The sequence below is a fragment of the Pseudooceanicola nitratireducens genome, assembly GCF_900109195.1.
GTDB lineage: Bacteria > Pseudomonadota > Alphaproteobacteria > Rhodobacterales > Rhodobacteraceae > Pseudooceanicola > Pseudooceanicola nitratireducens.
Map to the genome: position 1 here is coordinate 16,824 of NZ_FNZG01000003.1, position 24,613 is coordinate 41,436.

The 24,613-nt window shown below is 64.4% G+C and carries 22 protein-coding genes; 12 read left to right on the forward strand and 10 right to left on the reverse strand.

The annotated features are described in order from the left end of the window. Positions 1–44 precede the first annotated feature (44 nt). The 7 genes from BMX99_RS10760 to BMX99_RS10790 all read right to left on the reverse strand — a co-directional run bounded on the left by BMX99_RS10760 (position 45) and on the right by BMX99_RS10790 (position 8,088). Positions 45–1,163, reverse strand: a complete 1,119-nt coding sequence (locus tag BMX99_RS10760; protein WP_093451401.1) for an NUDIX domain-containing protein — start codon at positions 1,161–1,163, stop codon at positions 45–47. 1 nt (position 1,164) lies between these two features. After that, positions 1,165–1,617 carry a TrgA family protein gene (locus tag BMX99_RS10765; protein WP_093451404.1) on the reverse strand — a complete coding sequence of 151 codons (453 nt, stop codon included), beginning with the start codon at positions 1,615–1,617 and terminating at the stop codon, positions 1,165–1,167. A 58-nt stretch (positions 1,618–1,675) separates the two neighbouring features. After that, entirely contained in the window at positions 1,676–2,884 is a 1,209-nt protein-coding gene (locus BMX99_RS10770) for an SAM-dependent methyltransferase (RefSeq protein ID WP_093451406.1), read from the reverse strand. A 103-nt stretch (positions 2,885–2,987) separates the two neighbouring features. Beyond that, a complete protein-coding gene (locus BMX99_RS10775; RefSeq protein WP_093451409.1) occupies positions 2,988–4,418 on the reverse strand; it encodes a cryptochrome/photolyase family protein in 1,431 nt (476 codons plus the stop codon). Between the two features lie 106 nt (positions 4,419–4,524). Beyond that, positions 4,525–6,171 carry a BCCT family transporter gene (locus BMX99_RS10780; protein WP_093451412.1) on the reverse strand — a complete coding sequence of 549 codons (1,647 nt, stop codon included), beginning with the start codon at positions 6,169–6,171 and terminating at the stop codon, positions 4,525–4,527. Positions 6,172–6,418: 247 nt separating this feature from the next. Beyond that, positions 6,419–7,546, reverse strand: coding sequence for a 3-dehydroquinate synthase (gene aroB / locus BMX99_RS10785; protein ID WP_093451414.1), 1,128 nt, complete (start codon positions 7,544–7,546; stop codon positions 6,419–6,421). Then, entirely contained in the window at positions 7,543–8,088 is a 546-nt protein-coding gene (locus BMX99_RS10790) for a shikimate kinase (RefSeq protein WP_093451417.1), read from the reverse strand. Before BMX99_RS10790 ends, aroB begins: the two co-directional genes overlap by 4 nt. Before the next feature lie 135 nt (positions 8,089–8,223). Here BMX99_RS10790 and BMX99_RS19685 point away from each other — a divergent pair, with 135 nt between their 5' ends. The 6 genes from BMX99_RS19685 to glpD all read left to right on the forward strand — a co-directional run bounded on the left by BMX99_RS19685 (position 8,224) and on the right by glpD (position 14,579). After that, positions 8,224–8,373 (forward strand): hypothetical protein, encoded by a 150-nt coding sequence (locus BMX99_RS19685; protein WP_170848755.1) that lies wholly within the window; start codon positions 8,224–8,226, stop codon positions 8,371–8,373. Positions 8,374–8,425: 52 nt separating this feature from the next. Further along, the gene (locus BMX99_RS10795; protein ID WP_139216906.1) at positions 8,426–10,108 is read left to right on the forward strand and encodes a hypothetical protein; all 1,683 of its coding nucleotides are present in this window, start codon (positions 8,426–8,428) and stop codon (positions 10,106–10,108) included. Further along, positions 10,105–11,043: a site-specific tyrosine recombinase XerD gene (locus BMX99_RS10800; protein WP_093451424.1), complete on the forward strand. Its 939-nt coding sequence runs from the start codon at positions 10,105–10,107 to the stop codon at positions 11,041–11,043. Before BMX99_RS10795 ends, BMX99_RS10800 begins: the two co-directional genes overlap by 4 nt. 92 nt (positions 11,044–11,135) lie before the next feature. Further along, a complete protein-coding gene (locus BMX99_RS10805) occupies positions 11,136–11,615 on the forward strand; it encodes a hypothetical protein (RefSeq protein WP_093451427.1) in 480 nt (159 codons plus the stop codon). Between the two features lie 74 nt (positions 11,616–11,689). Next, positions 11,690–13,009: an HlyC/CorC family transporter gene (locus tag BMX99_RS10810; protein ID WP_093451430.1), complete on the forward strand. Its 1,320-nt coding sequence runs from the start codon at positions 11,690–11,692 to the stop codon at positions 13,007–13,009. A gap of 7 nt (positions 13,010–13,016) precedes the next feature. Then, complete coding sequence (glpD, locus tag BMX99_RS10815) at positions 13,017–14,579, forward strand: glycerol-3-phosphate dehydrogenase (protein WP_093451433.1); 1,563 nt, start codon at positions 13,017–13,019, stop codon at positions 14,577–14,579. Between the two features lie 57 nt (positions 14,580–14,636). On the opposite strand, the gene BMX99_RS10820 is transcribed toward glpD, so the two are convergent. Then, entirely contained in the window at positions 14,637–15,242 is a 606-nt protein-coding gene (locus BMX99_RS10820; RefSeq protein WP_093451436.1) for a biotin transporter BioY, read from the reverse strand. A 174-nt stretch (positions 15,243–15,416) separates the two neighbouring features. Then, a complete protein-coding gene (locus BMX99_RS10825; protein WP_093451438.1) occupies positions 15,417–15,839 on the reverse strand; it encodes a DUF6314 family protein in 423 nt (140 codons plus the stop codon). A gap of 112 nt (positions 15,840–15,951) precedes the next feature. Between BMX99_RS10825 and purB the strand changes: the two genes are divergently transcribed. The 5 genes from purB (at position 15,952) to BMX99_RS10845 (ending at position 20,771) form a co-directional block, all read left to right on the forward strand. Next, complete coding sequence (gene purB / locus BMX99_RS10830) at positions 15,952–17,256, forward strand: adenylosuccinate lyase (RefSeq protein ID WP_093451441.1); 1,305 nt, start codon at positions 15,952–15,954, stop codon at positions 17,254–17,256. A 54-nt stretch (positions 17,257–17,310) separates the two neighbouring features. Further along, the gene (locus tag BMX99_RS19690) at positions 17,311–17,463 is read left to right on the forward strand and encodes a hypothetical protein (RefSeq protein WP_170848754.1); all 153 of its coding nucleotides are present in this window, start codon (positions 17,311–17,313) and stop codon (positions 17,461–17,463) included. 114 nt (positions 17,464–17,577) lie between these two features. Beyond that, complete coding sequence (locus BMX99_RS10835) at positions 17,578–18,630, forward strand: flagellar motor switch protein FliG (RefSeq protein WP_093451443.1); 1,053 nt, start codon at positions 17,578–17,580, stop codon at positions 18,628–18,630. A 296-nt stretch (positions 18,631–18,926) separates the two neighbouring features. After that, a complete protein-coding gene (locus BMX99_RS10840) occupies positions 18,927–19,826 on the forward strand; it encodes a DMT family transporter (RefSeq protein ID WP_093451446.1) in 900 nt (299 codons plus the stop codon). A gap of 9 nt (positions 19,827–19,835) precedes the next feature. Further along, a complete protein-coding gene (locus tag BMX99_RS10845) occupies positions 19,836–20,771 on the forward strand; it encodes a lysophospholipid acyltransferase family protein (protein ID WP_093451449.1) in 936 nt (311 codons plus the stop codon). Positions 20,772–20,799: 28 nt separating this feature from the next. On the opposite strand, the gene BMX99_RS10850 is transcribed toward BMX99_RS10845, so the two are convergent. Next, positions 20,800–21,501, reverse strand: a complete 702-nt coding sequence (locus tag BMX99_RS10850) for a DUF1223 domain-containing protein (protein WP_244525554.1) — start codon at positions 21,499–21,501, stop codon at positions 20,800–20,802. Between the two features lie 278 nt (positions 21,502–21,779). Between BMX99_RS10850 and acnA the strand changes: the two genes are divergently transcribed. Further along, positions 21,780–24,554: an aconitate hydratase AcnA gene (gene acnA / locus BMX99_RS10855; protein ID WP_093451456.1), complete on the forward strand. Its 2,775-nt coding sequence runs from the start codon at positions 21,780–21,782 to the stop codon at positions 24,552–24,554. The last annotated feature ends 59 nt before the right edge of the window (positions 24,555–24,613 follow it).

Genomic DNA, 24,613 nt, shown 5'->3' on the forward strand with positions numbered 1-24,613 from the left:
TTTCACATCTTGCCCTTCAGATGTAACTGGGTGCCACGGGCAACTCAAGCGGTGGCGCGCAATCTGGACCGTTCGCGCGAAAGCCAGACCAAGGCGAGAACAAGAGGCATGTTGTCCGCCTCTCCCCGGGACAAAAGATCCTCTGCCTGCGCCCAATCCAGAACATGGGTCCGAATGTCTTCGTGTTCCTCTGCCTCGCCGTGGTGCCCTTCGATACCGTCGGGCAGATCGCAGAGCCCCAGGAAGACGTGGAAATATTCGGTGGAATAGCCCGGCGTCGGATAGCCCGATCCGATGCGTTCCAGCCCGCGCAGGGTCAGCCCGGCCTCTTCCACGGCCTCGCGCCGGGCGGTGCTTTCCGGGGTTTCGCCGGGATCGACACGACCAGCAACGGGTTCCAGCATCCAGGGATAGGTCGCACCGCGCCGCCAGGGTCCCATGCGGAACTGTTCCACCAGCAGGATCCTGTCGCGCACGGGGTCATAGGGCAGCAGGATAACCGCCTCGGCCGCAACGAAAACTTCGCGGGTGATCTCTTCGCTCAGGCCGCCCTGGAAGGTCGGGTGGCGCAGCTGGATGGTTTCAGTGACAAAGTATCCGGCGTGATCGGCCTGCTGGCTTTTCACCTGCACCTCGGAGGCGGGGATATCGGTGCCGACCTGCGGGCGCGGCATCTGCGTCGCCTCGACCCGGCTGTGGGCGCGGGCCTCGGCCTGGGCGCGGCGGAACTGCAGCGCCCCGCCCGAGAAGCGGCCCATGTAGGACATCAGCTCCTGCGCGGCAAAGCGTGACCGCGCGCCCGAGGACGCCTGCCAGTCCGACAGCGCCCAGTCGCCATGCGGCGCAGGCCCGCCTTCGATCGGCTGAAAGACCAGCGCCTGTTCGGGCCCTGCGTCGGTCACGACCTCGACTTCCTCGATGTCATAGCCAAAGGCGTCTTCATAATGGACCAACCGGTCCAGCGCCTTTTGCGACACCCGGATCACCGCACCCTGCGCCTGATCGCCGTCCGACCGCACCAGCACCGGATAGACCGCCTGGTCTACCCCGGCGATCCGCCAGCCGTACAGGACTGCGGGTTCCTGCACCACCGGCTCACCGGCGACAAGATCCAGCAGCTGCGGGTCGCGCAGCGTTCCGAACAGGAAAACAGGTTTGACCATCCTAGCGCCCCGGCCACTTCTTCCCGGCCATATGCGCCAGGATCCCCGAGACCGCGCCCCCGGCCCCAAGCCAGATCAGGATGTCGGTGTTCAGAAAAACCTGGCCGTACTTCTTGGCGATCGGCAGCAGCCCATAGATCACCTTCATTGGGTCATGAAACCGGCGGCTGACCGCGACGTCGAAGCTTTCTTTGACGCAGACGGCCAGCATGACCCAGAAGACCACCATCGCCATGGCGGTCAGGCCGACGCCGATTGCATTGCCGTATCCCAGTTCCCCCCGGTCGGCCCTGCGGCCCAGGATGGACCAGCCGCAGACGGCCCCCACGACCACCGACACCAACACGAGGTTGCCGGTATCCAGAAGACCAAGCACCTGTTTCGACAAGCCCGAGACGACCCAGGCGACAAAGGCAAGACAAAGGGCTGCAATGACCTTGGCAGCAGTGGGCATCGGGTTTCTCCCTTATCAGGCCCGATCCGCTGGTGTCAGACTGCTCAGGCCTCCGGGATCAGGCAGGCCGCGTAATCGTGATCTGCGTTACGTCACAGTTACCGCCCTCGAAGGCCGCCGCGCAAGAGGTCAGGTAGAAATTCCACATCCGCCGGAAGCGGTCATCGAACCCCATGTCCGCGATGCGGTCCCAGTGGTCGTTGAAGGTGCTGTGCCAGCGCCGCAGCGTCTGACTGTAGCTAGGGCCGAATTCGATTGATTTTCTAAGGGTTAGGCCTGCCTTCTCGACCTCTGCCCGCAGGGCGGAGGGGCTGGGAAGCATACCGCCGGGGAAGATGTATTTCTGAATGAAATCAACGCCTTTTCGATAGGTCTCAAAGCGCCGGTCCTGCACGGTGATGATCTGCAGCGTGGCGGACCGTCCGGGCCGCAGCCGGTCGCGCACCGCGTTGAAATAGACCGGCCAGTATTTTTCGCCCACGGCCTCGAACATCTCGATGCTGGCGATGCCGTCATACAGCCCCGTCTCGTCGCGGTAATCCTGAAGCTTCAGATCAACAAGGTCGGAAAGTCCCGCCTTTTCAATACGCTCCCGCGCGTACTTCAACTGCTCTTCACTGATGGTCAGACCGGTGACCCGCAGCCCGCGTTCCTTCGCGGCATATTCCGCGAAACCGCCCCAGCCACAGCCGATTTCCAGCACGTGATCGCCGGGCTGCACACCCATCTGATCGACCATGGACTTGTACTTAGCCCGCTGCGCCGCCTCGAGGCTTTCCTGCCCGGTCTGGAACAGGGCCGAGCTGTAGGTCATGCTGTCATCCAGCCACAGACCGTAGAATTCATTCCCAAGATCATAGTGATACGAGATGTTCTTGCGCGCCTGCGTCTTGGTGTTGCGGTTCATCCAATGGCGCATCCGTTCATAGGCGCGCACCAGGGCCATGCCCGGGAAGCCGTCATAAAGTTCGTCATTGCCCGCATGCAGAAGATCCAGAAAGGCCTGCAGATCGGGCGAGGACCACCAGCCTTCAAGATAGGCGTCACAGAAGCCCAGGTCGCCTTCGCGGATCAGCCGGGCAAAGATGTCGTCGTTGTGCACGTGAAGCTCGGCCACGGGGCCGGGGCGCGCGCCTTCGGCCCGGAAGATCCGGCCATCCGACAGGTGAAAGTCCAGCCGCCCGACGGGCATCTGAGACGCCATCTGGAAGACCTTGCCGAAGTAGCGCGGCAGCCCGGTTTCCCCGGAAATCTCGGTTCGGATCATGGCGGATGCTCCTGTCATATCCGTCAGGTGATATCCCCGAAGCCTGCGGCCCCGGGGCGACTTTAACAAAACTTTAACACAAAAACCCCGATGTCGAGGGCACTTATTCGGATTTCAGCGCCTCATAGGCCGCCAACGCCGCCTTGCGCCCTTCGTCCAGCGGCACGATCGGATCGGGATAGGCGTCATCGGGCGACAGCCCCCAACTTTGCGGCACGGCGTCGAAGTAGGACAGCGCAGTCTTGGTGGGCCGGGCAGAGCCTTCGGCGATCCACGCGCGCACATAGGTGCCGTCGGGGTCGAATTTCTCAAGCTGGGTGTCCGGGTTGAAGACGCGGAAATAGGGCGCGGCGTCCGGTCCGCAGCCCGCCACCCATTGCCAGCCCATGGCGTTCGAGGCCGGGTCCCAGTCGGTCAGGCAATCCTCGAACCATTTCTGGCCGACGCGCCAATGCACCAGCATATGCTTGGTCAGGTACGAGGCGACGACCATCCGCGCCCGGTTGTGCATCCGTCCGGTCACATACATCTCGCGCAGGGCGGCATCGACGAATTTCACCCCGGTGCGCGCCTGTTTCCAGGCCTTGACCTCGCGCCGGCGCTCATCCTCGGACCAGTCGAAATCCTCCCAGCCGTCACGCCAGTTCTGATCCACCAGACGCGGCGTGTGATAGAGCAGATGGTAGGCAAATTCGCGCCAGACAACTTCCTTGCGGAAATGTTCCGCGCCGGCCTTGCCCGCCGCCTCGCCGCGCAGCGCCGCGTGCCAGAGTGTCCGGGGCGAGATTTCGCCGTAGGTCAGATATTCGGACAGGCCCGAACAGGCATCTTCGCCGGGAAAGTCCCGCCGCGCCTTGTAGCCGTCCATATGATGCGCCGAAAACGCCGAGAGCCGCGCTAGCGCCGAGGCCTCTCCCGGTTTGCAGTGCTGCGCCAGAACCTCCGCCCCGCGCCGCATGGCGGCCCCCATCTTCCAGTCTTCCAGGTCCTCGCTGTCGGGCCAGCTGTCGGGGCGGCTCTCCGGCCCTGACAGGCTCGGCTCGCTCAGCGGCGCGTCGACCTCACGATCCTTCACCGCCCGCCACATGGGCGAATAGACCTGATACATGCCACCCTGCTTGGTCTCGACCTCCCAGGGTTCAAAGATCAGGTGGCTGTTGAAGCTTTGCACCTCAAGCCCCTGATCCTTCAGGGCTTCTTTGATGCGGCTGTCGCGTTCGATGGCCTGCGGATCGTACAGCCGCGACCAATAGACAGCATCGGCCCCAGTCTGATCAACCAGATCCTCCAGCACCTCGCGCGCGGGGCCACGGCGCAGGATCATCCGCGATCCGGCCTCTTCCAGGCGGGACTGAAACGCCGCAATCGCCTGCCCCAGACGCCATTTCGGCGCGGCCCCAAGGCCCGCCACGCTGTCGTCATGGATGAAGACCGGGATCACCGCGCCCCGTTCCACGGCGGCCACCAGTGCCGGATTGTCGCCCAGCCGCAGGTCACGCCGCAGCCACAGGATGGTTTTTTTCTTCTCGCTCATAGTCTTGATACGTAGCGGGCCGGGCCCCGGATCAAGTCCGGCACGAAGATTCCCACAAAAAAGAGGGCACCGAAGCGCCCCCTTTCAATCGTTTTGACCGGATGGCTCAGGCCCGGCGTTCGGACCGCAGACCGCGGTAGATCGCAAAGCACATCACCAGCAGCACGATGGTGAACGGCAGACCCGTCGAGATCACCATAGATTGCAGCGATCCCAGGCCGCCCGCCGACAGCAGCAGCACGATGGCCACGGCGCCTTCGAAGATGCACCAGAAGACCCGCTGCGGCACCGGCGCGTCGACCTTGCCACCCGCCGTGATCGTGTCGATCACCAGCGACCCGGAATCCGACGAGGTCACGAAGAAGACGATGACCAGAATGATCCCGATGAACGAGGTGATCGAGGCCAGCGGCAGAGCGTCGAGCATCTTGAAAAGTTTCAGTTCAAGCGGGGCTTCCTGCGCGGCGGTATAGCCGTCCTGAAGCACCTGCTGGATTGCAACGCCACCGAAGACCGACATCCACAGCACGCAGACCAGCGAGGGGATCAGCAGCACGCAGATCACGAATTCCCGCACGGTGCGGCCCCGGCTGACGCGGGCGATGAACATGCCGACGAAGGGCGACCAGGAAATCCACCAGGCCCAGTAGAACGAGGTCCAGCCCTGCATGAAGTTCACGTCTTCACGCCCCACGGGGTTCGACAGCGCCGGCAGGTACTGCACGTAGGCCACCAGGTAGTCGGCAAAGCCCGTCAGGGTGGCCAGGGTCGGCCCGGCGATCAGCACGAAGACCAGCAGAAGGAAGGCCAGCCCCATGTTGATTTCCGACAGCACCTTCACCCCGCCGTCCAGGCCCCGAAGAACCGAGATGAGCGCAATGGCGGTGATGGCGAAAATCAGGATCACCTCGGTCGAGGGGCCGATCGGGATGCCGAACAATTCGTTCAGACCCGCGTTGGCCTGCGTCGCGCCGAACCCGAGCGAGGTCGCAAGACCGAACAGCGTGGCAAAGACCGCCAGCGTGTCGATCACATGGCCCCACCATCCCCAGACGCGATCGCCCAGGATCGGGTAGAAGGCCGACCGGATCGTCAGGGGCAAGCCCTTGTTATAGCTGAACAAGGCAAGCGCCAGCGCCACGACCGCGCAGATCGCCCAGGGGTGCAGCCCCCAGTGGAAGATCGTCGCCGCCATGCCAAGGCGCACAGCCTCGGCTTCGTTCCCGGCAGCCGCGCCAAGCGGGGCCCAGTCGGTGCGCACCCCGCCTTCGGCAGCGGTGCCGCCCATAGCGGATGAAAAATGGCTCATCGGTTCGGACACGCCATAGAACATCAGCCCGATGCCCATACCGGCCGCAAACAGCATCGCAAACCATCCGACATAGGAATAATCCGGCGATGCCTCGGCCCCGCCCAGCCTGACCTTGCCAAGCGGCGAGACGATCAGGAAAAGGCAGAACAGCACAAAGATGTTCGCCGCGCCCAGGAAGAACCAGTCAAAGCCCTTCGTCACCGCGCCGAACATCCACGAAAACGCCGCGCCCGCCTGATCGGGCAGCGCGAGCGTGTAGAAGACAAAGGCCACGATCGCGAGGCCCGAAATCAGGAAGACCGGGTTGTGGATGTCAAATCCGAAGGGCCCGACCTGCCCGTCGATATTGTTCTGTCCGACTTCGTAATCGGTGTCGATCACCGCCGCGGCCCCCTCGGGTGCCGGGATGCCCGGAGCCGTTTCGTCACTGTTTTCCGTCATTGTATCCCCCGTAAGGAAAGCCCCCCGGCTCTGACGGCCAGGTATTGTTTTCGGGCTAATGGAAGGCGACGTCCCCGGTTAAAAGGGCGCGTCCCTTGGGGGCAATGGTAGCGCAAAAGTGATCGGATCAACATGCATCTGCGGCGCATAATTGTGCAACTGCGACATTGGCGTGTCGCAAACAGACTACGAAATGTCGCGAAATCCCGGCAGTCAGGCTGACCAAATCAGCCTTTACTTTTCCAGATCAATGCCTTGCGGAAAGACGTTCATCTAAAAGCGCAATGACTTTGTCACTTGGCACGTCCGAGGTCACGAAGGCCTCTCCGATCCCGCGGGCCAGGATGAAGCGGATCTGCCCGTCGACGACCTTCTTGTCCTGCCCCATCAAGGCAAACAGTTCCTCGGCCGCGGGCAGATCGCCGGGGATGTCGGCCAGATCGACCTTCATGCCCATGTCGCGCAGATGCGCCCGCACCCGGCTGGGGCTTTCCTGCGAACACAGGCCCAGACGCGACGACAGTTCAAACGCAAGCGCACAGCCGATGGCCACGCCTTCGCCGTGCAGCAGGCGGTCGGAATATCCCGTCGCCTTTTCAAGCGCATGACAGAAGGTATGACCCAGGTTCAGAAGTGCACGATCGCCCTGTTCGGTTTCATCCCGCGCGACGATATCGGCCTTCATCTGGCACGACCGGCGGACGGCGTGGATCCGCGCCGCCATGTCACCGGCGGCCATCTTCGGTGCATTTCCTTCCAGCCAGTCGAAGAACGCGGCATCGCCAAGAAGCCCGTATTTCACCACCTCGCCATAACCGGCCAGGAAATCCCGTTCCGGCAGGGTCGCCAGCACGCCGGTATCCGCCAGCACCAGGCTGGGCTGATGAAACGCCCCGATCAGGTTTTTGCCCTGCGGCGCATTGATCCCGGTCTTGCCGCCCACGGAACTGTCCACCTGCGCCAGAAGCGAGGTCGGCACTTGCACAAACCGCACGCCCCGGCGCAGCACGGCGGCGGCAAAGCCCGCGAGATCGCCAATCACGCCGCCACCAAGCGCGACAACCACGTCGCGGCGTTCGACCTTCTGTTCCAGCAGCCATTCGACCGCGCGGGAAAACTGCTCCCACCCCTTGGTGGCCTCACCGGGCGGCAGGGACAGGGCGACGACCTCAATCCCCTCGGCGGCCATGCCGGCGCGGAAGGCGTCAAGGTGTTGGGCCGCCACGTTTTCATCGGTCAGAACGGCCACCCGGGGGCGCGCCAGAAGCGGCGCGATCCAGCGCCCGGACTGCGCCAGAAGCCCTTCTCCAATCTGGATGTCATAGCTGCGATCGCCCAGGGCGACGTGAACCGTCTGAGGATTTTCGGCGGTCATTTTCTCTCCAATACGTCGGGGCGCTGCGCCACGGCCTGGGCCACGCGGGCGGCCATGTCCTGGACCGAAATGTCGGGCGAGGCGGGAACCTCGAGATCCGCCTGCTGGTAGATCGGCACGCGTTTTTCATAGAACGCGGTCAGTGTCCCCTTGGGGTCGGGCGTCTTCAGCAGCGGGCGGGTGTTGCGGTGCTTCACCCGGCTCCACAACAGTTCGAGATCCGCGTTCAGCCAGACCGCTACGCCCTTTTGCGAAATCAGGCTGCGGTTGCGGTCGGCCAGATAGGCCCCGCCACCGGTCGAAAGCACACAGGGCCGCCCATCCAGAAGCCGTTGAATGACCTCGGTTTCCCGCGCGCGAAAGAAGGGTTCGCCATCGCGGTCGAAGATCTCGGCGATGGTCATCGAGGCCGCGGTTTCGATTTCATGATCGGTGTCCAGGAAAGGCACGCCCAGCTCTTCGGCCAAGGCCCGGCCCACGGCCGTCTTCCCTGCCCCCATCATGCCAACCATCACGATGGTCTTCTTCAGCGTCCAGCCCATTTCGTCCCGTATCACTCGTCGTTTTCGGGGTCTCGGCGCCCCGGTTTTCGATGGTTCACGGTTGAATGACGTGATCTTGGGCAAAAGGCCAGCTATATTGCAGGAAAAAGGCAGGAAGGCAGAGGCAGACTATTTATGCTACGACTGATCAAGTGGCTGATCTTGTTAATCATTCTGGGGGGCATCGGCCTGACGGGCTATGCCTATATCGGCCCCTATTTCGGCGTGGACTTCACCCCCGACAAGGCCGAGATTCGGACCCCCGTGGTTCTGGATGCGGACTAGATCGGCAGCAATAGCGCGGTCGGCGGGGTCTTTGCCCCGGGCCGGCGCATTCTTGCCGACAGCCCCGTTGCGGGCCGCGCTTGCCGTGGTTCTGCTGGCTGCACAGCCGGGCGGCGTCCAGGCGCAATCGCAGGCCCAGTATCAGGTCCAATCGCAAGCGAACCGTCCGATTTCCGCCATCGACTGGCTGGACCAGGGCAGCGATTTCGCGGCCCTGCCGCGTCCGGCACCCGAGCTGAATATTCCCCTTCAGCCCCCACGCCCGCCGCTTGGTGACCTGGCCGAACCGCCGGTGGCCGAACGCATCATCAAGCCCGAGGTGACGACCCATGCGCTGAACGCGCAGCAGGCCGGGGCCGTGGGCCTTTTGCCGCGCCGTGTGACCGGGCTGCCCGCAGACCTCTGGCAGGGGTCGCTTCCTGCCACGCTGACCCGCCGGATCGACGCGTTGGATCTGACCGACACCCCGGCCCTGCAATCGCTGCTGTATTCGCTTCTGCTGGCCGAGACGCTGCCGCCCGAAGCGCCCGGATCCAACCAGACGGCCAATCGAACGGCCGGGCATGATTTCCTGCTGGCCCGCATCGACAAGCTGACCGCCATGGGCGCCGTCGATCCCGCGCTGGCGCTGGCCGAACGGGCCGATCCGACCAGCCATCCGGCAATCTTTGCGCGCTGGTTCGACCTGTCGCTTCTGGCGGGCGACGATCATCGCGCCTGTTCCGCCCTGCGCGACCGCCCGGCGCTGTCGCCCTCGGACGCGGCGCTGACCTTCTGCCGGGCCATGCTGGGTCAATACGACCTCGCCGTGCTGACCTTTGGCAATGCCGCCGCCCTTGGGATGCTGACCCAGTCCGAGGAAACGCTGCTGCGCCTCTACCTCGATCCCGAACTGGCCGAGGAAACGCCGCCCCTGCCGCCGCCTGCGCGCCCCTCGCCCCTGGCTTTCCGTCTGGCCGAGGCGATCGGCACCCCGCTGCCCACGGGCGGCCTGCCGCGCGCATACGCGATGACCGATCTGCGCGGCACCTCTGGCTGGCGGGCCGAGATCGAGGCCGCCGAGCGCCTGACCCAAAGCGGCGCGCTGACCGAAAACCGGCTGCTGGGCATCTATACTGCACGCGAACCCGCCGCCTCGGGGGAACCCTGGGACCGGGTCGAGGCGATCCAGCAGCTGGACGCCGCGATCAGCGCCAGCAACCGGGACCGTGCCGCCCGCGCCCTGCCCGCTGCCTGGTCCGCGCTTCAGGCCGCCGCGCTGGACGTACCCTTTGCCCGGCTCTGGGCGGTAACGCTGGTCGACATGGATCTGGGCGCGGCCAGGGGTGACGACATCGACGCCGACCAGATCGCGAATATCCTTTTCGACATGGCCATGCTCTCGCCCGAATACGAAACCCTTGCCGCCCGCCTGCCGCGCCCCGATGCGCGGCGCAAGTTCCTGGCGGCGCTGGCCGTGGGCGAACCGGGCACCGCAACCGCGCCCGATGTCACCGCCCAGGCGATCCAGCGCGGCTTCGCCCCCGAGACCGAGCTTCCGACCCTGATCCGGCTGGACCTGCAACAGGGCAAGCTGGGCGAGGCGATGTTGCAATCCATGGCGCTGCTGGCCCAGGGGGCCGAGGGCGCGACCAAGGACATCGCCCCCGCCTTGGCCGCCCTGCGCCGCATGGGGCTGGAGGACACCTCGCGCCGCGCCGCCTTGCAACTGATGCTGCTGGAGCGTGGGCTATGACCAGCGATCTGGCCGTCACGCAGCGCTGGATTTCCACCTTCCTCGACGCCCAGGCGGCCGAGGCGGGATCGTCCCGCAACACCCTGCTTGCCTATGGCCGCGACCTGAAGGATTACGCCGCCTGGATGGACCGCAAGGCCCGCCGGATCGACACCGCCACCCGTGCGGACGTCGAGGCCTATCTGACCGATTGCGACGCCCAGGGGCTCAGCAAGGCGACCCGCGCCAGGCGTCTGTCCGCGATCCGCCAGATCTATCGCTTTGCCTTCGAGGAAGGCTGGCGCACCGACAATCCCGCGATCGAAATTCGCGGCCCCGGGCGCTCCAAGAAGCTGCCCAAGACATTGACCACGCAAGAGGTTTCCGCCCTTCTGGACGCCGCACGCACCCAGGGGCGCAGCCCCTCGGACCGGCTGCGCAACACCTGCCTGATGGAGCTGTTGTACGCCACCGGCATGCGGGTGACCGAACTCGTGTCCCTGCCGATTGCCGCCGCCAAGGGCGATCCGCGCATGCTGCTGATCCGCGGCAAGGGCGGCAAGGAACGCATGGTGCCGCTGTCCCCTCCCGCCCGCGCCGCGCTGTTGGACTGGCTGGCGGACCGGCAGGCGCAGGACGATGCGCTGCCACGCGGCGAACAGCCGTCGCGGTTCCTGTTCCCCTCCCGCTCGGCCGAGGGGTATCTGACCCGCCACCGGTTCTACATTCTGATCAAGGAAATCGCCATGGCCGCCGGGGTGTCGCCGTCGAAGGTCACTCCGCACACGCTGCGCCACGCCTTCGCGACGCATCTTCTGGAAAACGGCGCCGACCTGCGGGCGATCCAGACGCTTCTGGGCCACGCCGACCTCGCCACGACCGAGATCTATACCCATGTGCTGGAACATCGCCTGAAAGAGCTGGTGGAAACCCACCACCCCCTGAACCGCGCGTGAACCGCAGCTGAAACCGACCGGGTTAACCGGATCTTCACGGCATCTTAACCCTGTTTCGGCCCAATGGCAGCACCCGACCGAAGGTGCCCCAGATGCGGTTGCTGATCCTTCTATTGCTGACTTCCCTGCCCCGCACCCTGCCTGCGCAGGATCTGCCGATGACGCTGTATCTTGTCTGCCGCCTGACGGGGCCGGGACAGGACGCCATCCTGCGCATCGACACCCAGGCCGGGCTGTATCGCTGGCTGGGCCGGATGGATGGCGCCCCCTTCCTGTCGGCACTTCTGGATCCGGCGCGCGATGTCTTTCCCGATCTTCCGCCGCTTCCCCTGCGCCTTGGCCATGACCGCAGCCTGCAAAGCACCCTTTGCACGCCGCTGAACGGCCAGCTTCTGGGCGATCTTGTGGGGTTTGCCGACAAGGCGGGATGGCACTGGCAGGGCGATGGTCAGCTGTCGGTCTATGCCCGGCGCGATCACCCGCTGCCGGACCGAACGGTCCAGCTTTTGGCGCGCGCCGCTGCCATGCACCGCCAGTCACCGGGCCCGTCACTGCGCCGGACGCCTCCGTGATCCCAGATCACCCTTGAACCCCTATGCCCTGCACCCCATAACCCTGTGAACCACCCCGAGACGGAGCACGGAACATGGCAGGCGAATTGGACACGGCCTTTTGGTTGACCGGCGGCGCGATCCTGCTGCTGCTGGTGCTGTCCGGCTTTTTCTCGGGCTCGGAAACCGCGCTGACCGCCGCGTCGCGCGGCAAGCTGCGCACCCAGGCCGACAAGGGATCGCGCGGGGCCGAACGCGCCCTGAAGATCACCGAAGACAATGAAAAGCTGATCGGCTCGGTCCTGCTGGGCAACAACCTGGTGAACATCCTCTCGACCTCGCTGGCGACGGCGATGTTCACCCGCCTGTTCGGCGACAGCGGCGTGGCGCTGGCCACCCTGGTCATGACCGCCCTGGTGCTGATCTTCGCCGAGGTGCTGCCCAAGACCTATGCCATCACCAACGCCGAAAAGGCCGCCGCAGGGGTCGCCGGGCCGATCCAGGTGATCGTCACGGTGTTTTCCCCGCTGGTCGGGGCGATCCGCATCCTGGTGCGCGGCGTTCTGCGGGTCCTTGGGGTCCAGGTCGATCCCGACAGCCGCATCCTGGCCGTGCGCGAAGAAATCGCCGGTGCCCTGCAGCTGGGCCATTCCGAAGGCGTGGTGGAAAAAGAGGACCGCGACCGCATCCTGGGCGCGCTGGACCTGTCCGACCGCTTTGTCGAGGAAATCATGCTGCACCGCAGCCGGATCGAGATGATCGATGCCGCCACCCCGCCGCAAGAGCTTCTGGCGCAATGTCTGCAATCGAACCACACCCGCCTGCCGGTCTACAAGGACGACCCCGAGAACATCATCGGCATCCTGCACGCCAAGGACCTGCTGCGCGCCATGCACACGCTGTCGGTCCAGACCGACCGGTCGCTGACCGATGCTTTTACCGACTTCAAGCTGTCGGACGTGATGATGAAGCCCTACTTCGTGCCGGAGACCACGACGCTGGACGAACAGATGCGCCAGTTCCTGAACCAGCGCACCCACTTTGCCCTGGTGGTGGACGAATACGGCGCCCTGCGCGGCCTGCTGACGCTGGAAGACATCCTGGAAGAGATCGTGGGCGAGATCACCGACGAATTCGACCCCGACGCCGAACATGTGGTGCGCCCGACCGAGGACGGCCAATACGTGATCGACGGGGCCATGACGATCCGCGACCTGAACCGCGCGATGGACTGGGCGCTGCCCGACGATGAGGCCAATACCGTCGCCGGCCTCGTCATTCACGAGGCGCAGATGATCCCGAACTCGGGCCAGGTCTTTGTTTTCCACGGCTACCGGTTCGAGGTCCTGGCCCGCAAGGACAACCGCATCACCCGCCTCAAGATCCGCCCCCTGACCGCGCAGCCGCGCGACTGATCCCGACATGACCGACGCCAAGACGCCCGCCCATTATGACCTTCTGATTATCGGGGGCGGCGTGAACGGGGCCGGCATCGCCCGGGACGCCGCAGGGCGCGGCTATGCGACCTGTCTGTGCGAGATGGGGGATTTCGCGTCTGCCACCTCCTCGGCCTCGACCAAGCTGTTCCATGGCGGGCTGCGCTACCTGGAATACCTGGAACTGCGGCTGGTCCGAGAGGCGCTGCAAGAGCGCGAGGTGCTTCTGCGCAACATGCCGCATATCTCATGGCCGATGCGCTTCGTGCTGCCTTACGACCCCGAGATGCGGTTCGACAGCTCTACCCCCGTGTCCCGCGCCCTGTCCTTTGTCATGCCCTGGATGAAGGGCCGCCGCCCCGCCTGGCTCGTCCGTATGGGGCTGTTCCTGTACGACACGCTGGACCGCACGCGCACCCTTCCCGGCACCCGGCGGCTGGACCTGAGCCGCGATCCCGCCGGTGCCCCGCTGAAATCGCATCTGAAGACCGCCTTTGAATATTCCGACGGCTGGGTCGACGACGCCCGCCTGGTGATCGCCAACCTGATCGACGCCCAGGACCGCGGCGCGCGCATCTTCGCCCGCACCCGGGTCGAGAGCGCGACCCGCACCGACACCGGCTGGCAGGTGACCCTGACCACCCCCGAAGGCCGGGAAGAGGTCACCGCGACCCAGATCGTCAATGCCGCCGGTCCCTGGGTCGACCAGGTGCTGCGCGACGTCTTTGGCCAGAACGATGCGCACAACATCCGCCTGGTCCGGGGCAGCCATATCGTCGTGCCGCGCAAGTTCGACCATGACCGCGCCTATTTTTTCCAGAACAGCGACGGGCGGATCATATTCGCCATTCCCTACCTGGAAGACTTCACGCTGATCGGCACCACGGACGAAGATCACCCCGATCCCGCCGAACCGCCCCGCATCAGCGACGGTGAAATCGCCTATCTCTGCGACATGGCCAGCCAGTATTTCGCCACCCCCGTGACGCCCGGGGACGTGTGCTGGACCTATTCCGGTGTCCGTCCGCTGTATGACGACAACGCCAGCGCCGCCGCTGCGGCGACCCGCGATTACGTCATCCGCCGCGACGTGGACGGCGCGCTGTTGAACATCTTTGGCGGCAAGCTGACGACCTACCGGCGTCTGTCGGAATCCGCCCTGAGCGCCGTCGAGTCGCATCAGGGCACCAAGGGGCCCGCCTGGACCCGCGATGCCGCCATGCCCGGCGGGGATTTTGCCCGCGCCGATCGCGCGCAGCTGCTAGAGGGCTACGTGGACCGCTATCCCTTTGTCCCGGAAAAGGTGCTGAATCGCATGCTGTCCTGCTATGGCACCCGCGTTCCCATGGTCCTGGGCGATGCCCGATCTGCCGCGGATCTGGGCCGGGATTTCGGTGCCGGCCTAAGCGAGGCCGAAGTGCGCTATCTGAAGACGCAGGAATGGGCGCATACGGCCGAAGACATCCTCTATCGCCGCACCAAGTTGGGGCTGCAGATGTCCCCGGAACAGGTTGCAGCCCTGTCTGAACATCTGACCACAAACACCTGAGACAAAAGAAAAAGGGCGCTCCGAAGAGCGCCCTTTCGAATTCAGGAAGATCCCTGATCAGCCGCGGGCGCGCCCAACAAGTTTCCAGGCTGCCGGCAGGACCAGCGCGGCCAGCGCCAGCTTCAGCGCGTCGCCCAGGATAAAGGGCGTCAGGCCCCATGCCAGGATCGGCTTGTCCCAGCCGTAAAGCGTGCCCAGCCACAGCAGGCCCGGAACGTACAGCAGCACGTTGCCCGCCAGCATCGCCAGCGCCATCTTGACGACCGAGCGGTCCCAGCCACGCTGTGCCAGCCAGCCCAGCAGGACGGTGGCCATGACATAGCCGACCAGATAGCCGCCGGTGCCGCCCATCATGTACTCAAGACCGTTCTTTTCGGCACTCGAGGACTGGAAGATGTCAAAGCCCAGCATGCCGATCAGCATGTAGCCCATGATGGTGACCAGGCCGAGGCGCGCGCCATAGGCGGCACCGATACCGAGAACGGCGAAGGTCCCCATGCTCACGGCGACGGGCGAACCCGGGACCGGAACCTTGATCTTGGCGCAGATGGCCAGCAGCGCGATACCGGCGATGACCAGTGCGGCCTGCTTCAGGCGCAGCGCGGCACCTTCCGTCGGGCCGAACGCGTCGGTCAGAACCCGTGCTGTCGAAGTCTGGGACATGTCTTTCCTCCATTCCCCACGTAACGATTACGTATCATTTTCCCTGTGATGCCCCAGGCATGGGCAAAGAGCAAGCGCCTAGAACGGACAGATCACCGGGAAGTTGCAAAGTCCGATTTTGCTAAGCAGACCTGTTTGCAAACCCGCAAATCCCCTTGAAAACCCTAAGCTGGCTTAAGGTTGGCGGGTGTAATGACTTTCCATGCGATAGTCCTTGCGCGGGCCCTTGACCTGCCAGACCGCGCGCCACCTGGGCCCGTCGTTCAAATCCCAGCCGCTGAAATCATAGCGCACGTCATAGATGTCGGGCGGGCAATCGTGATGCGCCTCGACCTGCGCGCCGGGCGCGATCAGGTGAAAGAACCGGCCGTCATCGAAAAACACCTCGATCCCCGCGCCGCCCTGCCGCCAGTGATAGACGCGCTGCCCCTGCATGGGGGCCTGGCCCTCGATCACCATCTCTCCGGCTTCGGTCAGCACCAGTTCCGCGCCATTGCGGGCAAAGCGCGCTGTGCCGGTGAACACCGCATCCGGGCCGACGGCATTCACCACCCGCCGGTCGAGCATCCAGTCGCCTTCAAAATCGCTCAGATCCATGGCTCCGCGACACCGGGCCGCCCCGGTCCCCCTGCTTGTAGACTTGTCCCCCTGATGCCCCGGCGGTAAGAGGCGCGCAACCCATCCCTTCAAGGCAGATCAGGAGACTTGGATGATCCCTCGCTATTCCCGCCCCGACATGGTTGCCATCTGGTCGCCGGAAACCAAGTTCCGCATCTGGTACGAGATCGAGGCCCACGCCTGTGACGCCATGGCCGACCTTGGCGTGATCCCACGCGAAAACGCCGACGCCGTCTGGAAAGCCAAGGACGTCGAATTCGACGTGGCCCGCATCGACGAGATCGAGCGCGTGACCAAACATGACGTCATCGCCTTCCTGACGCACCTGGCCGAACATGTCGGTTCCGAAGAGGCGCGGTTCGTACACCAGGGCATGACCTCGTCCGACGTGCTGGACACCTGTTTCAACGTGCAGCTGGTGCGCGCCGCCGACATCCTGATCGCCGACCTCGAAGCCCTGCTGGCCGCGCTGAAGAAACGCGCCTACGAGCATAAGGACACGATCCGCATCGGCCGCAGCCACGGCATCCACGCCGAACCCACCACCATGGGCCTGACCTTCGCGCGCTTCTACGCGGAAATGGACCGCAACCTGTCCCGTATGCGCGACGCCCGGGCCGAGATTGCCACCGGCGCGATTTCCGGCGCTGTCGGCACCTTTGCCAATATCGACCCGGCGGTCGAGGAACATGTCTGCGACAAGCTGGGCCTCGTCCCCGAGCCGATCTCGACCCAGGTGATCCCGCGCGACCGTCACGCCGCCTTCTTCGCCACGCTTGGCGTCATCGCGTCCTCGATCGAGAACGTCGCGATCGAGATTCGCCACATGCAGCGCACCGAGGTTCTGGAAGCGGCCGAATTCTTCTCCATGGGGCAAAAGGGCTCCTCGGCCATGCCGCACAAGAAGAATCCGGTCCTGACCGAGAACCTGACCGGCCTCGCACGTCTGGTCCGCATGGCCGTCATCCCCGCGATGGAGAACGTGGCGCTCTGGCATGAGCGTGACATCTCGCATTCCTCCGTGGAACGCAACATCGGCCCCGACACCACCATCACCCTGGACTTCGCCCTGTCGCGTCTGACCGGCGTGATCGAGAACCTGCTGGTCTATCCGCAGAACATGCTGGACAACATGAACAAGTTCCCCGGGCTGGTCATGTCTCAGCGGGTGCTGCTGGCCCTGACCCAGGCCGGCGTGTCGCGTGAAGACGCCTATCGTCTGGTGCAGCGCAACGCCATGAAGGTCTGGGATCACCGCACCGACTTCCGCGAGGAACTGCTGGCCGATGACGAAGTCCGCGCCGCGCTGAGCGAGGACGAGATCAACGAAAAGTTCGACCTTGGCTATCACACCAAGCATGTCGACACGATCTTCGCCCGCGTCTTCGGCGAATGATTTTGGGGAAATGACCCTTCCATGGTAGGCTCTCTTATCGAAAGGGAGCCTGCCATGACCCGCATCACGCTATTGGTCATCCTGATGACCCTGCCCGGCCTCGTGACCGCGCAATCCACCTGTTCCGAAGCCCATCAGGCGCAAAGCTGTGCCCAGGGGACCACCTGGAACGATCAGTCCAAGTCCTGCGAACCCGTCTCCAGTTAAGGCTGTTCTTGGGCTTTTGCGCCCGGGTGCCCCGCGTTTTCCCAGGTCATTTCAGGCTTTGTTCACCTCTTTCCGGTTAGCCTGCGCCAACAGGTGTCTGCAATCGGGTAGATCATGAACACGCTTACTCCGCTGGCCCGGATCGGGTCGGCTCCGGTCGGGTCCGCGCTGACCCGCCGCCAGAAGGCCGCAATCATCATCCGTCTTGCCCTGTCCCATGGGGCGGATGTGCCCCTGCAGGACCTGCCCGAGGATCTGCAGATCGACCTGACACGGATCCTGGGCGGCATGCGGCCTATCACCCGCGATCAGCTGAACGACGTGGTCGAGGAATTCGCGCAGGAACTTGAAGCATTGGGCCTGACCTTCCCCCGCGGCGTCGCCGGCGCGCTGTCGGTGCTGGACGGCCGGATCAGCGCCCATACCGCCGCCCGCCTGCGGAAAGAAGCCGGGGTGCGCCAGACCGGCGACCCCTGGGACCGCATCCGCAAGCTGGACCCGAAGAAACTGGTGCCGATCATCGAAAGCGAAAGCCTTGAGGTGGCGGCGATCATCCTGTCCAAGCTGGATATTTCCACCGCGGCCGAGCTTTTGGGCCTGCTGCCCGGCGAAAAGGCGCGGCGCATCACCTATGCGGTCAGCCAGACCACCAGCGTCACCCCCGACGCGCTGGAACGGATCGGGATTTCCCTGGCCGCCCAGCTGGATACGGTCAACGAAGGGGCCTTTGACACCGACCCCGAGGAACGGGTGGGCGCCATCCTCAACTTCTCGACCGCCGCGACCCGCGATGACGTGCTGACCGGCCTTGAGGAGACGGACAAGGATTTTGCCGACCGGGTGCGCAAGGCGATCTTCACCTTCATGAACATCCCCGACCGCATCGCGCCCCGCGACATCCCCAAGGTCGTGCGCGGCATCGATCAATCCGTGCTTGTCACCGCCATCGGCGGCTGCACCACGCCCGAAGCCACGCGCGCCGCCGATTACATTCTGGAAAACATGTCCGGCCGCATGGCCGACGCCATCAGGGAAGAGGTCAAGGATGCCGGCAAGGTCAAACCCAAGGACGCCGAGGCCGCGATGACAGAAATCGTCACCATGGTGCGCGAGCTTGAAACCAGTGGGGAGCTTCTTTTGATCGCCGGAGAGGAGGACGAGGATTAAGGTTCGCTTGCCTCCGGGTCGAGATCCCGGCGGGTACCTTTGGCTTTGCCGTGGGCATTCCGCATTGAGCCGATGATTGCGCCCGTCGGCCGCGGGAGTGGCTGGCGGCGGATTGCGGTCAGGTCGGCACCCGCACTGCCGCCCGACCGTCAACCAAGCCAGCCAGCCCCAAGCAAACCACGCCACGCGCAACACCGACCCCACAACGCCCCGCCCCCCCCGCTGGCTGGACATGGCACCCTGCGCCGCCTATGGCAGGTGCATGACCAAGACGACTGAAAGCTGAGACGCCGACCATGTGGTCCCGCCTGACACCGCAAAACCGCGCGATCCTGCTGATGATCAGCGCCATTTTCCTCTTCACGCTGATGGATGCCACGGCCAAGGCGATCTCGGTCCGGTCCTCGCCGATCATGGCGCTCTGGGCGCGGTATTCGGGCCAGATGGTTCTGGTGCTGATCCTGGTCGCGCCGCGCCTGCGCAGCGTGGCCCGGACGAATTTCCCCGGCTTCCAGTTCCTGCGCTCGATCTTCCTGCTTGGGGCCACGGCGTCGTTCTTTGTTGGCCTCAGCTATCTCGGCCTGGCCGAAATGACGGCGATCATGGATGTGAACCCGGTGCTGATCACCCTGGGTGCGGCCATCTTCCTGAAGGAAAAACTGGGACCCCGCCGGATTCTGGGCATCCTTGCGGCATTGATCGGCGCGATGATCGTGATCCGTCCCGGCTCGGGCGTGTTCAGCTGGGCGGCGGTCTTTCCGTTGTGCGCTGCGGTCTGCTATTCGGCCTATGCGCTGGCCACCCGCTTTGTCGGCAATCGCGAAGATCCCTGGACCTCGCTTCTTTATGCCGCGATGGTCGGATCGATCGTCATGACGGCGATTGCCGCGATGAACTGGCAAACGCCCGACACAGGCACCATCGCACTGATGCTGGCCCTGGCCGGGATTGGCACGGCCGGTCAGCTGTTGCTGATCCGCGCCTTCACCGCGGGTGAGGCCGCGATGCTGGCCCCCTTTGCCTATGCCGGCCTGATCTTTGCCACGCTCTGGGGTGTCATCTTCTTTGACGAATTCCCCGATGTCTGGACCATCGTCGGCGCTGTGGTCATCGTCGCGGCCGGCCTGTATGTCTGGTACCGAGAGACACAGGCCGCCCCGCAGGTGGCCGAGCTGAAGACCAAGGACACGCGATAGGCCGCGCTCATGACCCCCAGTGAACTGCCGCTGCGCCAGCGGATCGGGCAATATCTGACCCATCTGGCGCTGACCGCCATCGTGCGGCTGGCGCTTGCCCTGCCCTATGGCTGGCGCGTGCCGCTGACCGGCTGGCTGGTGTCGCGGGTCGTGGCCCCTCTGGCGGGCTGGCCGCGCCGCATCCGGTCGAACCTGGGCCAGGTCTGGCCCGATCTTGCGCCGTCGGAAGTCGCGCGACTGACCCGTGCCGTGCCCGACAACGCCGGCCGCACCCTGATCGAGATCTACTCCGGCCCTGCCTTCAAGGACCGCCTGCGCGCCATCACCCCCGAGGGTCCGGGCTGGGAGGCACTGAAGGCCGCCAAGGCCGAGGGACGACCGATCTTCCTGATTTCCGGGCACTTCGGCAATTACGACGCGATCCGTGCCCGGGTGGCGATGGAATACGGCCAGGTCGGCGGGCTGTATCGGCCGCTGAACAACGTCTACTTCAACCGCCACTACGTGAAGGCCATCGCCCAGACATCAGAGCCGGTTTTTCCCCGCGGCCGTCGCGGGCTGGCCGAGATGATGAAATTCACCCGTGCGGGCAATATCATGGCCATGCTGACGGATCAGCATTTCCACCATGGCGCGGCACTTCGGTTCTTTGGCCACACCGCCTATACGGCGCTTTCCGTGCCGGAAATGGCGTTGAAGCTGAATGCGGTGGTCATTCCCTGCTATGGCATCCGCCAGAAAGACGGGCTGTCCTTCCGGCTGGTGTTCGAGGATCCGGTGCCGCATTCCACGCCCGAACAGATGGGCCAGCACCTGAATGACAGCCTGGAGGCGCGGGTGCGTAACAATCCCGGCCAGTGGCTGTGGATCCATCGCCGCTGGAAGGAAATCGCCGGTCGGGAAGAGGCCGCGGATCTGTCCCCGGACGTGGACGCAGAGGCCTGACAGCCCCCGAACCTGTATCCAGTAACCCCTAGCGCAGCTGCGCCGAGGCCTCGATCCGGCCCGGGCCCTTCTGCTGGATCAGCACCACCACCGGTTCATCCCCCGGGGCCGCGATCTGGGCCTTGAAGGGTTCGGTCGGCTGCCATTCGCCCAGCACGTCCCACTTGGTGACGATGTTGGTATAGGCCAGCCGGTGGCCTTCGTTCTCACCCCGGGTGATTTCCACGTGCGCCTCGGGCTTGTAGCGGATCACCTGCACCAGAAGGGGCGCGGCGATCTCGGCCTGGGCGGCCTTCGACACGGCCTCGGCCGCGATGATGACCGCATCCCCGGACCCGCGTTGCAGCATCAGCTTCACCCGCACCGGGCGGTCGCGCATCAGGTCGATCTGGTCGGTCACGTCCATCGGGTGATTGCCGACCACGTCGACCTCGCCTCCGATGATCATCTGGGGGGTATAGATCGACCGCCGGCCCGCCGCCTTGGCATAGGCTTTCTGACGTGCCGAATATGTGGGCGATGCAAAGACGTCTTTCCAGCCGATGTAATCCCAGTAATCCACATGGAACCCCAGGGCGATCACGTCGTCCCGCGCCGCAAGGACCGCCAGGAAGGCATCCGCCGGCGGACAGGACGAACACCCCTGCGATGTATAAAGCTCGACCACCACGGGGGGTTCGCCAGATTGCTCTGCCCGGACCGGGGCCGTCACGACCCCGATAAATACCATCGCTGCAAAGCAAATTCTGCCGATCATAAGCGTCCCCATTATCCGCCCGGACCTGTCCATCCCGTCCACATCTACCTAGTCAAAGCCGGATGAAACAACCAATCAATGTTTCGAGATATTCCGAGAACAATTTGTCAGCTGGTGCGTTGGTCTTGAAAGGCTGCGGGTCACCCCTAATGTATACCGTGGTACACAACAAAACACGCGCCCCTTGAACCGTTTCCGGCCTTGGGGCACAAAACCTGCAGCTAAACCCTCATCACAGGAAGGGAGCCACCATGCCCATCACCGTCGGACAGGATACCGCCAAGACGCGCCGCAGCCTCAAGGTCGGATCCCAGAGCTATGCCTATTATTCCATCCCCGCCGCCGAAGAGGCCGGCCTGGGCGATTTCAGCAAACTGCCCGCCGCGCTGAAGGTCGTGCTAGAGAACATGTTGCGGTTCGAGGACGGCAAGACCGTCACCACCGATGACATCAAGGCCTTTTCCGACTGGGGCAAGAACGGCGGCAAGAACCCGGATGAAATCGCCTATCGCCCGGCCCGCGTTCTTATGCAGGATTTCACCGGTGTTCCGGCCGTGGTCGACCTCGCGGCGATGCGCGACGGCATCAAGGCGCTTGGCGGCGACGCGCAGAAGATCAACCCGCTGAACCCGGTCGACCTGGTGATCGACCACAGCGTGATGATCGACGAATTCGGCAATCCCCGCGCCTTCCAGATGAACGTGGACCGGGAATATGAACGCAACATGGAACGCTACACCTTCCTCAAGTGGGGCCAGACCGCGTTCAACAACTTCCGTGTGGTGCCGCCGGGCACCGGCATCTGCCACCAGGTGAACCTGGAATACCTGTCCCAGACCGTCTGGACCGACACCGACCAGAACGGCGAAGAAGTCGCCTATCCCGACACCCTGGTCGGCACCGATAGCCACACCACCATGGTCAACGGCGCGGCCGTTCTGGGCTGGGGCGTCGGCGGGATCGAGGCCGAGGCCGCCATGCTGGGCCAGCCGATTTCCATGCTGATCCCCGAGGTCATCGGCTTTGAACTGACCGGCCGCATGATCGAAGGCACCACCGGCACCGACCTGGTGCTGAAGGTGGTCGAGATGCTGCGCGAAAAGGGCGTCGTGGGCAAATTCGTCGAATTCTACGGCGCGGGCCTGGACAACCTGCCGCTGGCCGACCGCGCGACCATCGCTAACATGGCCCCCGAATACGGCGCCACCTGCGGCTTTTTCCCGATCGACGACGAAACCCTGCGCTACATGCGCAACACCGGCCGGGACGAGGATCGCATCGCCCTGGTCGAGGCCTACGCCCGCGAAAACGGCTTCTGGCGCGACGCGGACTATGCGCCGATCTACACCGACACGCTGACGCTGGACATGGGCACCATCGTGCCCGCGATCTCGGGCCCGAAACGCCCGCAGGACTATATTGCGCTGGACAAGGCCGCGAAGGCCTTTGGCGAATATGTGAAGGGCGTGCGCGCCGGTGAAGATGCGTCCTCGAAGGAAGAAATCCGTTGGGAAGGCGAAGGCGGCCAGCCCGAGCCGCGTGACATCCCCGGCGACGAAGGCAGCCACAAGCGCGGCTATGTGGAAACCGACGGCGGCCATTACCAGCTGCACGACGGCTCGATCGTGATCGCCTCGATCACCTCCTGCACCAACACCTCGAATCCTTACGTGATGATCGGGGCCGGCCTGGTGGCGCGCAAGGCCGCGGCCCTGGGCCTGAACCGCAAGCCCTGGGTCAAGACCTCGCTTGCGCCCGGGTCGCAGGTCGTGTCGGCCTATCTTGAGGCCGCGGGCCTGCAGGAAGACCTGGACAAGGTGGGCTTCAACCTTGTGGGCTATGGCTGTACCACCTGTATCGGCAACTCTGGTCCGCTGGATGCGCCGATCTCCAAGGCGATCAACAAGTACGACCTGATCGGCACCTCGGTCCTGTCGGGCAACCGCAACTTCGAAGGCCGGATTTCGCCGGACGTTCGGGCGAACTACCTCGCCTCTCCGCCGCTGGTGGTGGCCTATGCGCTGGTCGGCGACATGAACGTCGACATCACCCGCGACCCGATCGGCCAGGACCAGGACGGCAAGGACGTCTACCTGAAGGACATCTGGCCCACCCAGGAGGAAATCGCCGAGCTGGTCGAAAAGACCGTCACGCGCGAGGCCTTCCAGTCGAAATACGCCGATGTCTTCAAGGGGGACGAAAAGTGGCGCGGCGTCGAGGTTCCCAAGCAGGAAACCTATGACTGGCCCGCAAGCTCGACCTACATCCAGAACCCGCCCTATTTCCAGGGCATGTCCAAGGAGAAGGGCGCGATCACCAATATCGAAGGCGCCCGTGTGCTGGCGCTTCTGGGCGACATGATCACCACGGACCACATCTCTCCGGCGGGGTCGTTCAAGGACACCACGCCTGCGGGGCAATACCTGCTGGACCGCCAGGTGCCGGTGCGGGAATTCAACTCGTACGGGTCGCGGCGCGGCAACCACGAGGTGATGATGCGCGGCACCTTCGCCAACATCCGCATCCGCAACGAGATGCTGGACAATGTCGAAGGCGGCTACACCCTTGGCCCGGACGGGGAACAGACCTCGATCTACGACGCGGCCATGGCCTATCAGGAACAGGGCACGCCGCTGGTGATCTTCGGGGGCGAACAATACGGCGCCGGATCGTCGCGCGACTGGGCGGCCAAGGGCACTGCGCTTCTGGGCGTGAAGGCGGTGATTGCCGAGAATTTCGAACGCATCCACCGGTCCAACCTTGTGGGCATGGGCGTGATCCCGTTTGAATTCACCGGCGGCGATACCCGCAAGACCCTGGGCCTGACCGGTGCGGAAACGGTGTCGATCACCGGGCTGGATAGCGTGAAACCGCTGCAAGAGGTTCCGGCCCAGATCACCTTTGCCGATGGCTCTACCAAGGAGATCACGTTGAAATGCCGGATCGATACCGCGATCGAGAAGGAATACATCGAACATGGCGGCGTGCTGCACTACGTGCTGCGCGACCTGGCCAAGGCGTCCTGATCCGACGCTGACAGTGATGCGAAACGGGGGCTTTCGAGCCCCCGTTTTTCGTGTCACAG

Bases quoted from the DNA above. Each gene is read 5' to 3' on its own strand.
- BMX99_RS10760 (WP_093451401.1), bottom strand. From the start codon at position 1,163: ATGGTCAAACCTGTTTTCCTGTTCGGAACGCTGCGCGACCCGCAGCTG.
- BMX99_RS10765 (WP_093451404.1), bottom strand. From the start codon at position 1,617: ATGCCCACTGCTGCCAAGGTCATTGCAGCCCTTTGTCTTGCCTTTGTC.
- BMX99_RS10770 (WP_093451406.1), bottom strand. From the start codon at position 2,884: ATGATCCGAACCGAGATTTCCGGGGAAACCGGGCTGCCGCGCTACTTC.
- BMX99_RS10775 (WP_093451409.1), bottom strand. From the start codon at position 4,418: ATGAGCGAGAAGAAAAAAACCATCCTGTGGCTGCGGCGTGACCTGCGG.
- BMX99_RS10780 (WP_093451412.1), bottom strand. From the start codon at position 6,171: ATGACGGAAAACAGTGACGAAACGGCTCCGGGCATCCCGGCACCCGAG.
- aroB (WP_093451414.1), bottom strand. From the start codon at position 7,546: ATGACCGCCGAAAATCCTCAGACGGTTCACGTCGCCCTGGGCGATCGC.
- BMX99_RS10790 (WP_093451417.1), bottom strand. From the start codon at position 8,088: ATGGGCTGGACGCTGAAGAAGACCATCGTGATGGTTGGCATGATGGGG.
- BMX99_RS19685 (WP_170848755.1), top strand. From the start codon at position 8,224: ATGCTACGACTGATCAAGTGGCTGATCTTGTTAATCATTCTGGGGGGC.
- BMX99_RS10800 (WP_093451424.1), top strand. From the start codon at position 10,105: ATGACCAGCGATCTGGCCGTCACGCAGCGCTGGATTTCCACCTTCCTC.
- BMX99_RS10805 (WP_093451427.1), top strand. From the start codon at position 11,136: ATGCGGTTGCTGATCCTTCTATTGCTGACTTCCCTGCCCCGCACCCTG.
- BMX99_RS10810 (WP_093451430.1), top strand. From the start codon at position 11,690: ATGGCAGGCGAATTGGACACGGCCTTTTGGTTGACCGGCGGCGCGATC.
- glpD (WP_093451433.1), top strand. From the start codon at position 13,017: ATGACCGACGCCAAGACGCCCGCCCATTATGACCTTCTGATTATCGGG.
- BMX99_RS10820 (WP_093451436.1), bottom strand. From the start codon at position 15,242: ATGTCCCAGACTTCGACAGCACGGGTTCTGACCGACGCGTTCGGCCCG.
- BMX99_RS10825 (WP_093451438.1), bottom strand. From the start codon at position 15,839: ATGGATCTGAGCGATTTTGAAGGCGACTGGATGCTCGACCGGCGGGTG.
- purB (WP_093451441.1), top strand. From the start codon at position 15,952: ATGATCCCTCGCTATTCCCGCCCCGACATGGTTGCCATCTGGTCGCCG.
- BMX99_RS19690 (WP_170848754.1), top strand. From the start codon at position 17,311: ATGACCCGCATCACGCTATTGGTCATCCTGATGACCCTGCCCGGCCTC.
- BMX99_RS10835 (WP_093451443.1), top strand. From the start codon at position 17,578: ATGAACACGCTTACTCCGCTGGCCCGGATCGGGTCGGCTCCGGTCGGG.
- BMX99_RS10840 (WP_093451446.1), top strand. From the start codon at position 18,927: ATGTGGTCCCGCCTGACACCGCAAAACCGCGCGATCCTGCTGATGATC.
- BMX99_RS10845 (WP_093451449.1), top strand. From the start codon at position 19,836: ATGACCCCCAGTGAACTGCCGCTGCGCCAGCGGATCGGGCAATATCTG.
- BMX99_RS10850 (WP_244525554.1), bottom strand. From the start codon at position 21,501: ATGGTATTTATCGGGGTCGTGACGGCCCCGGTCCGGGCAGAGCAATCT.
- acnA (WP_093451456.1), top strand. From the start codon at position 21,780: ATGCCCATCACCGTCGGACAGGATACCGCCAAGACGCGCCGCAGCCTC.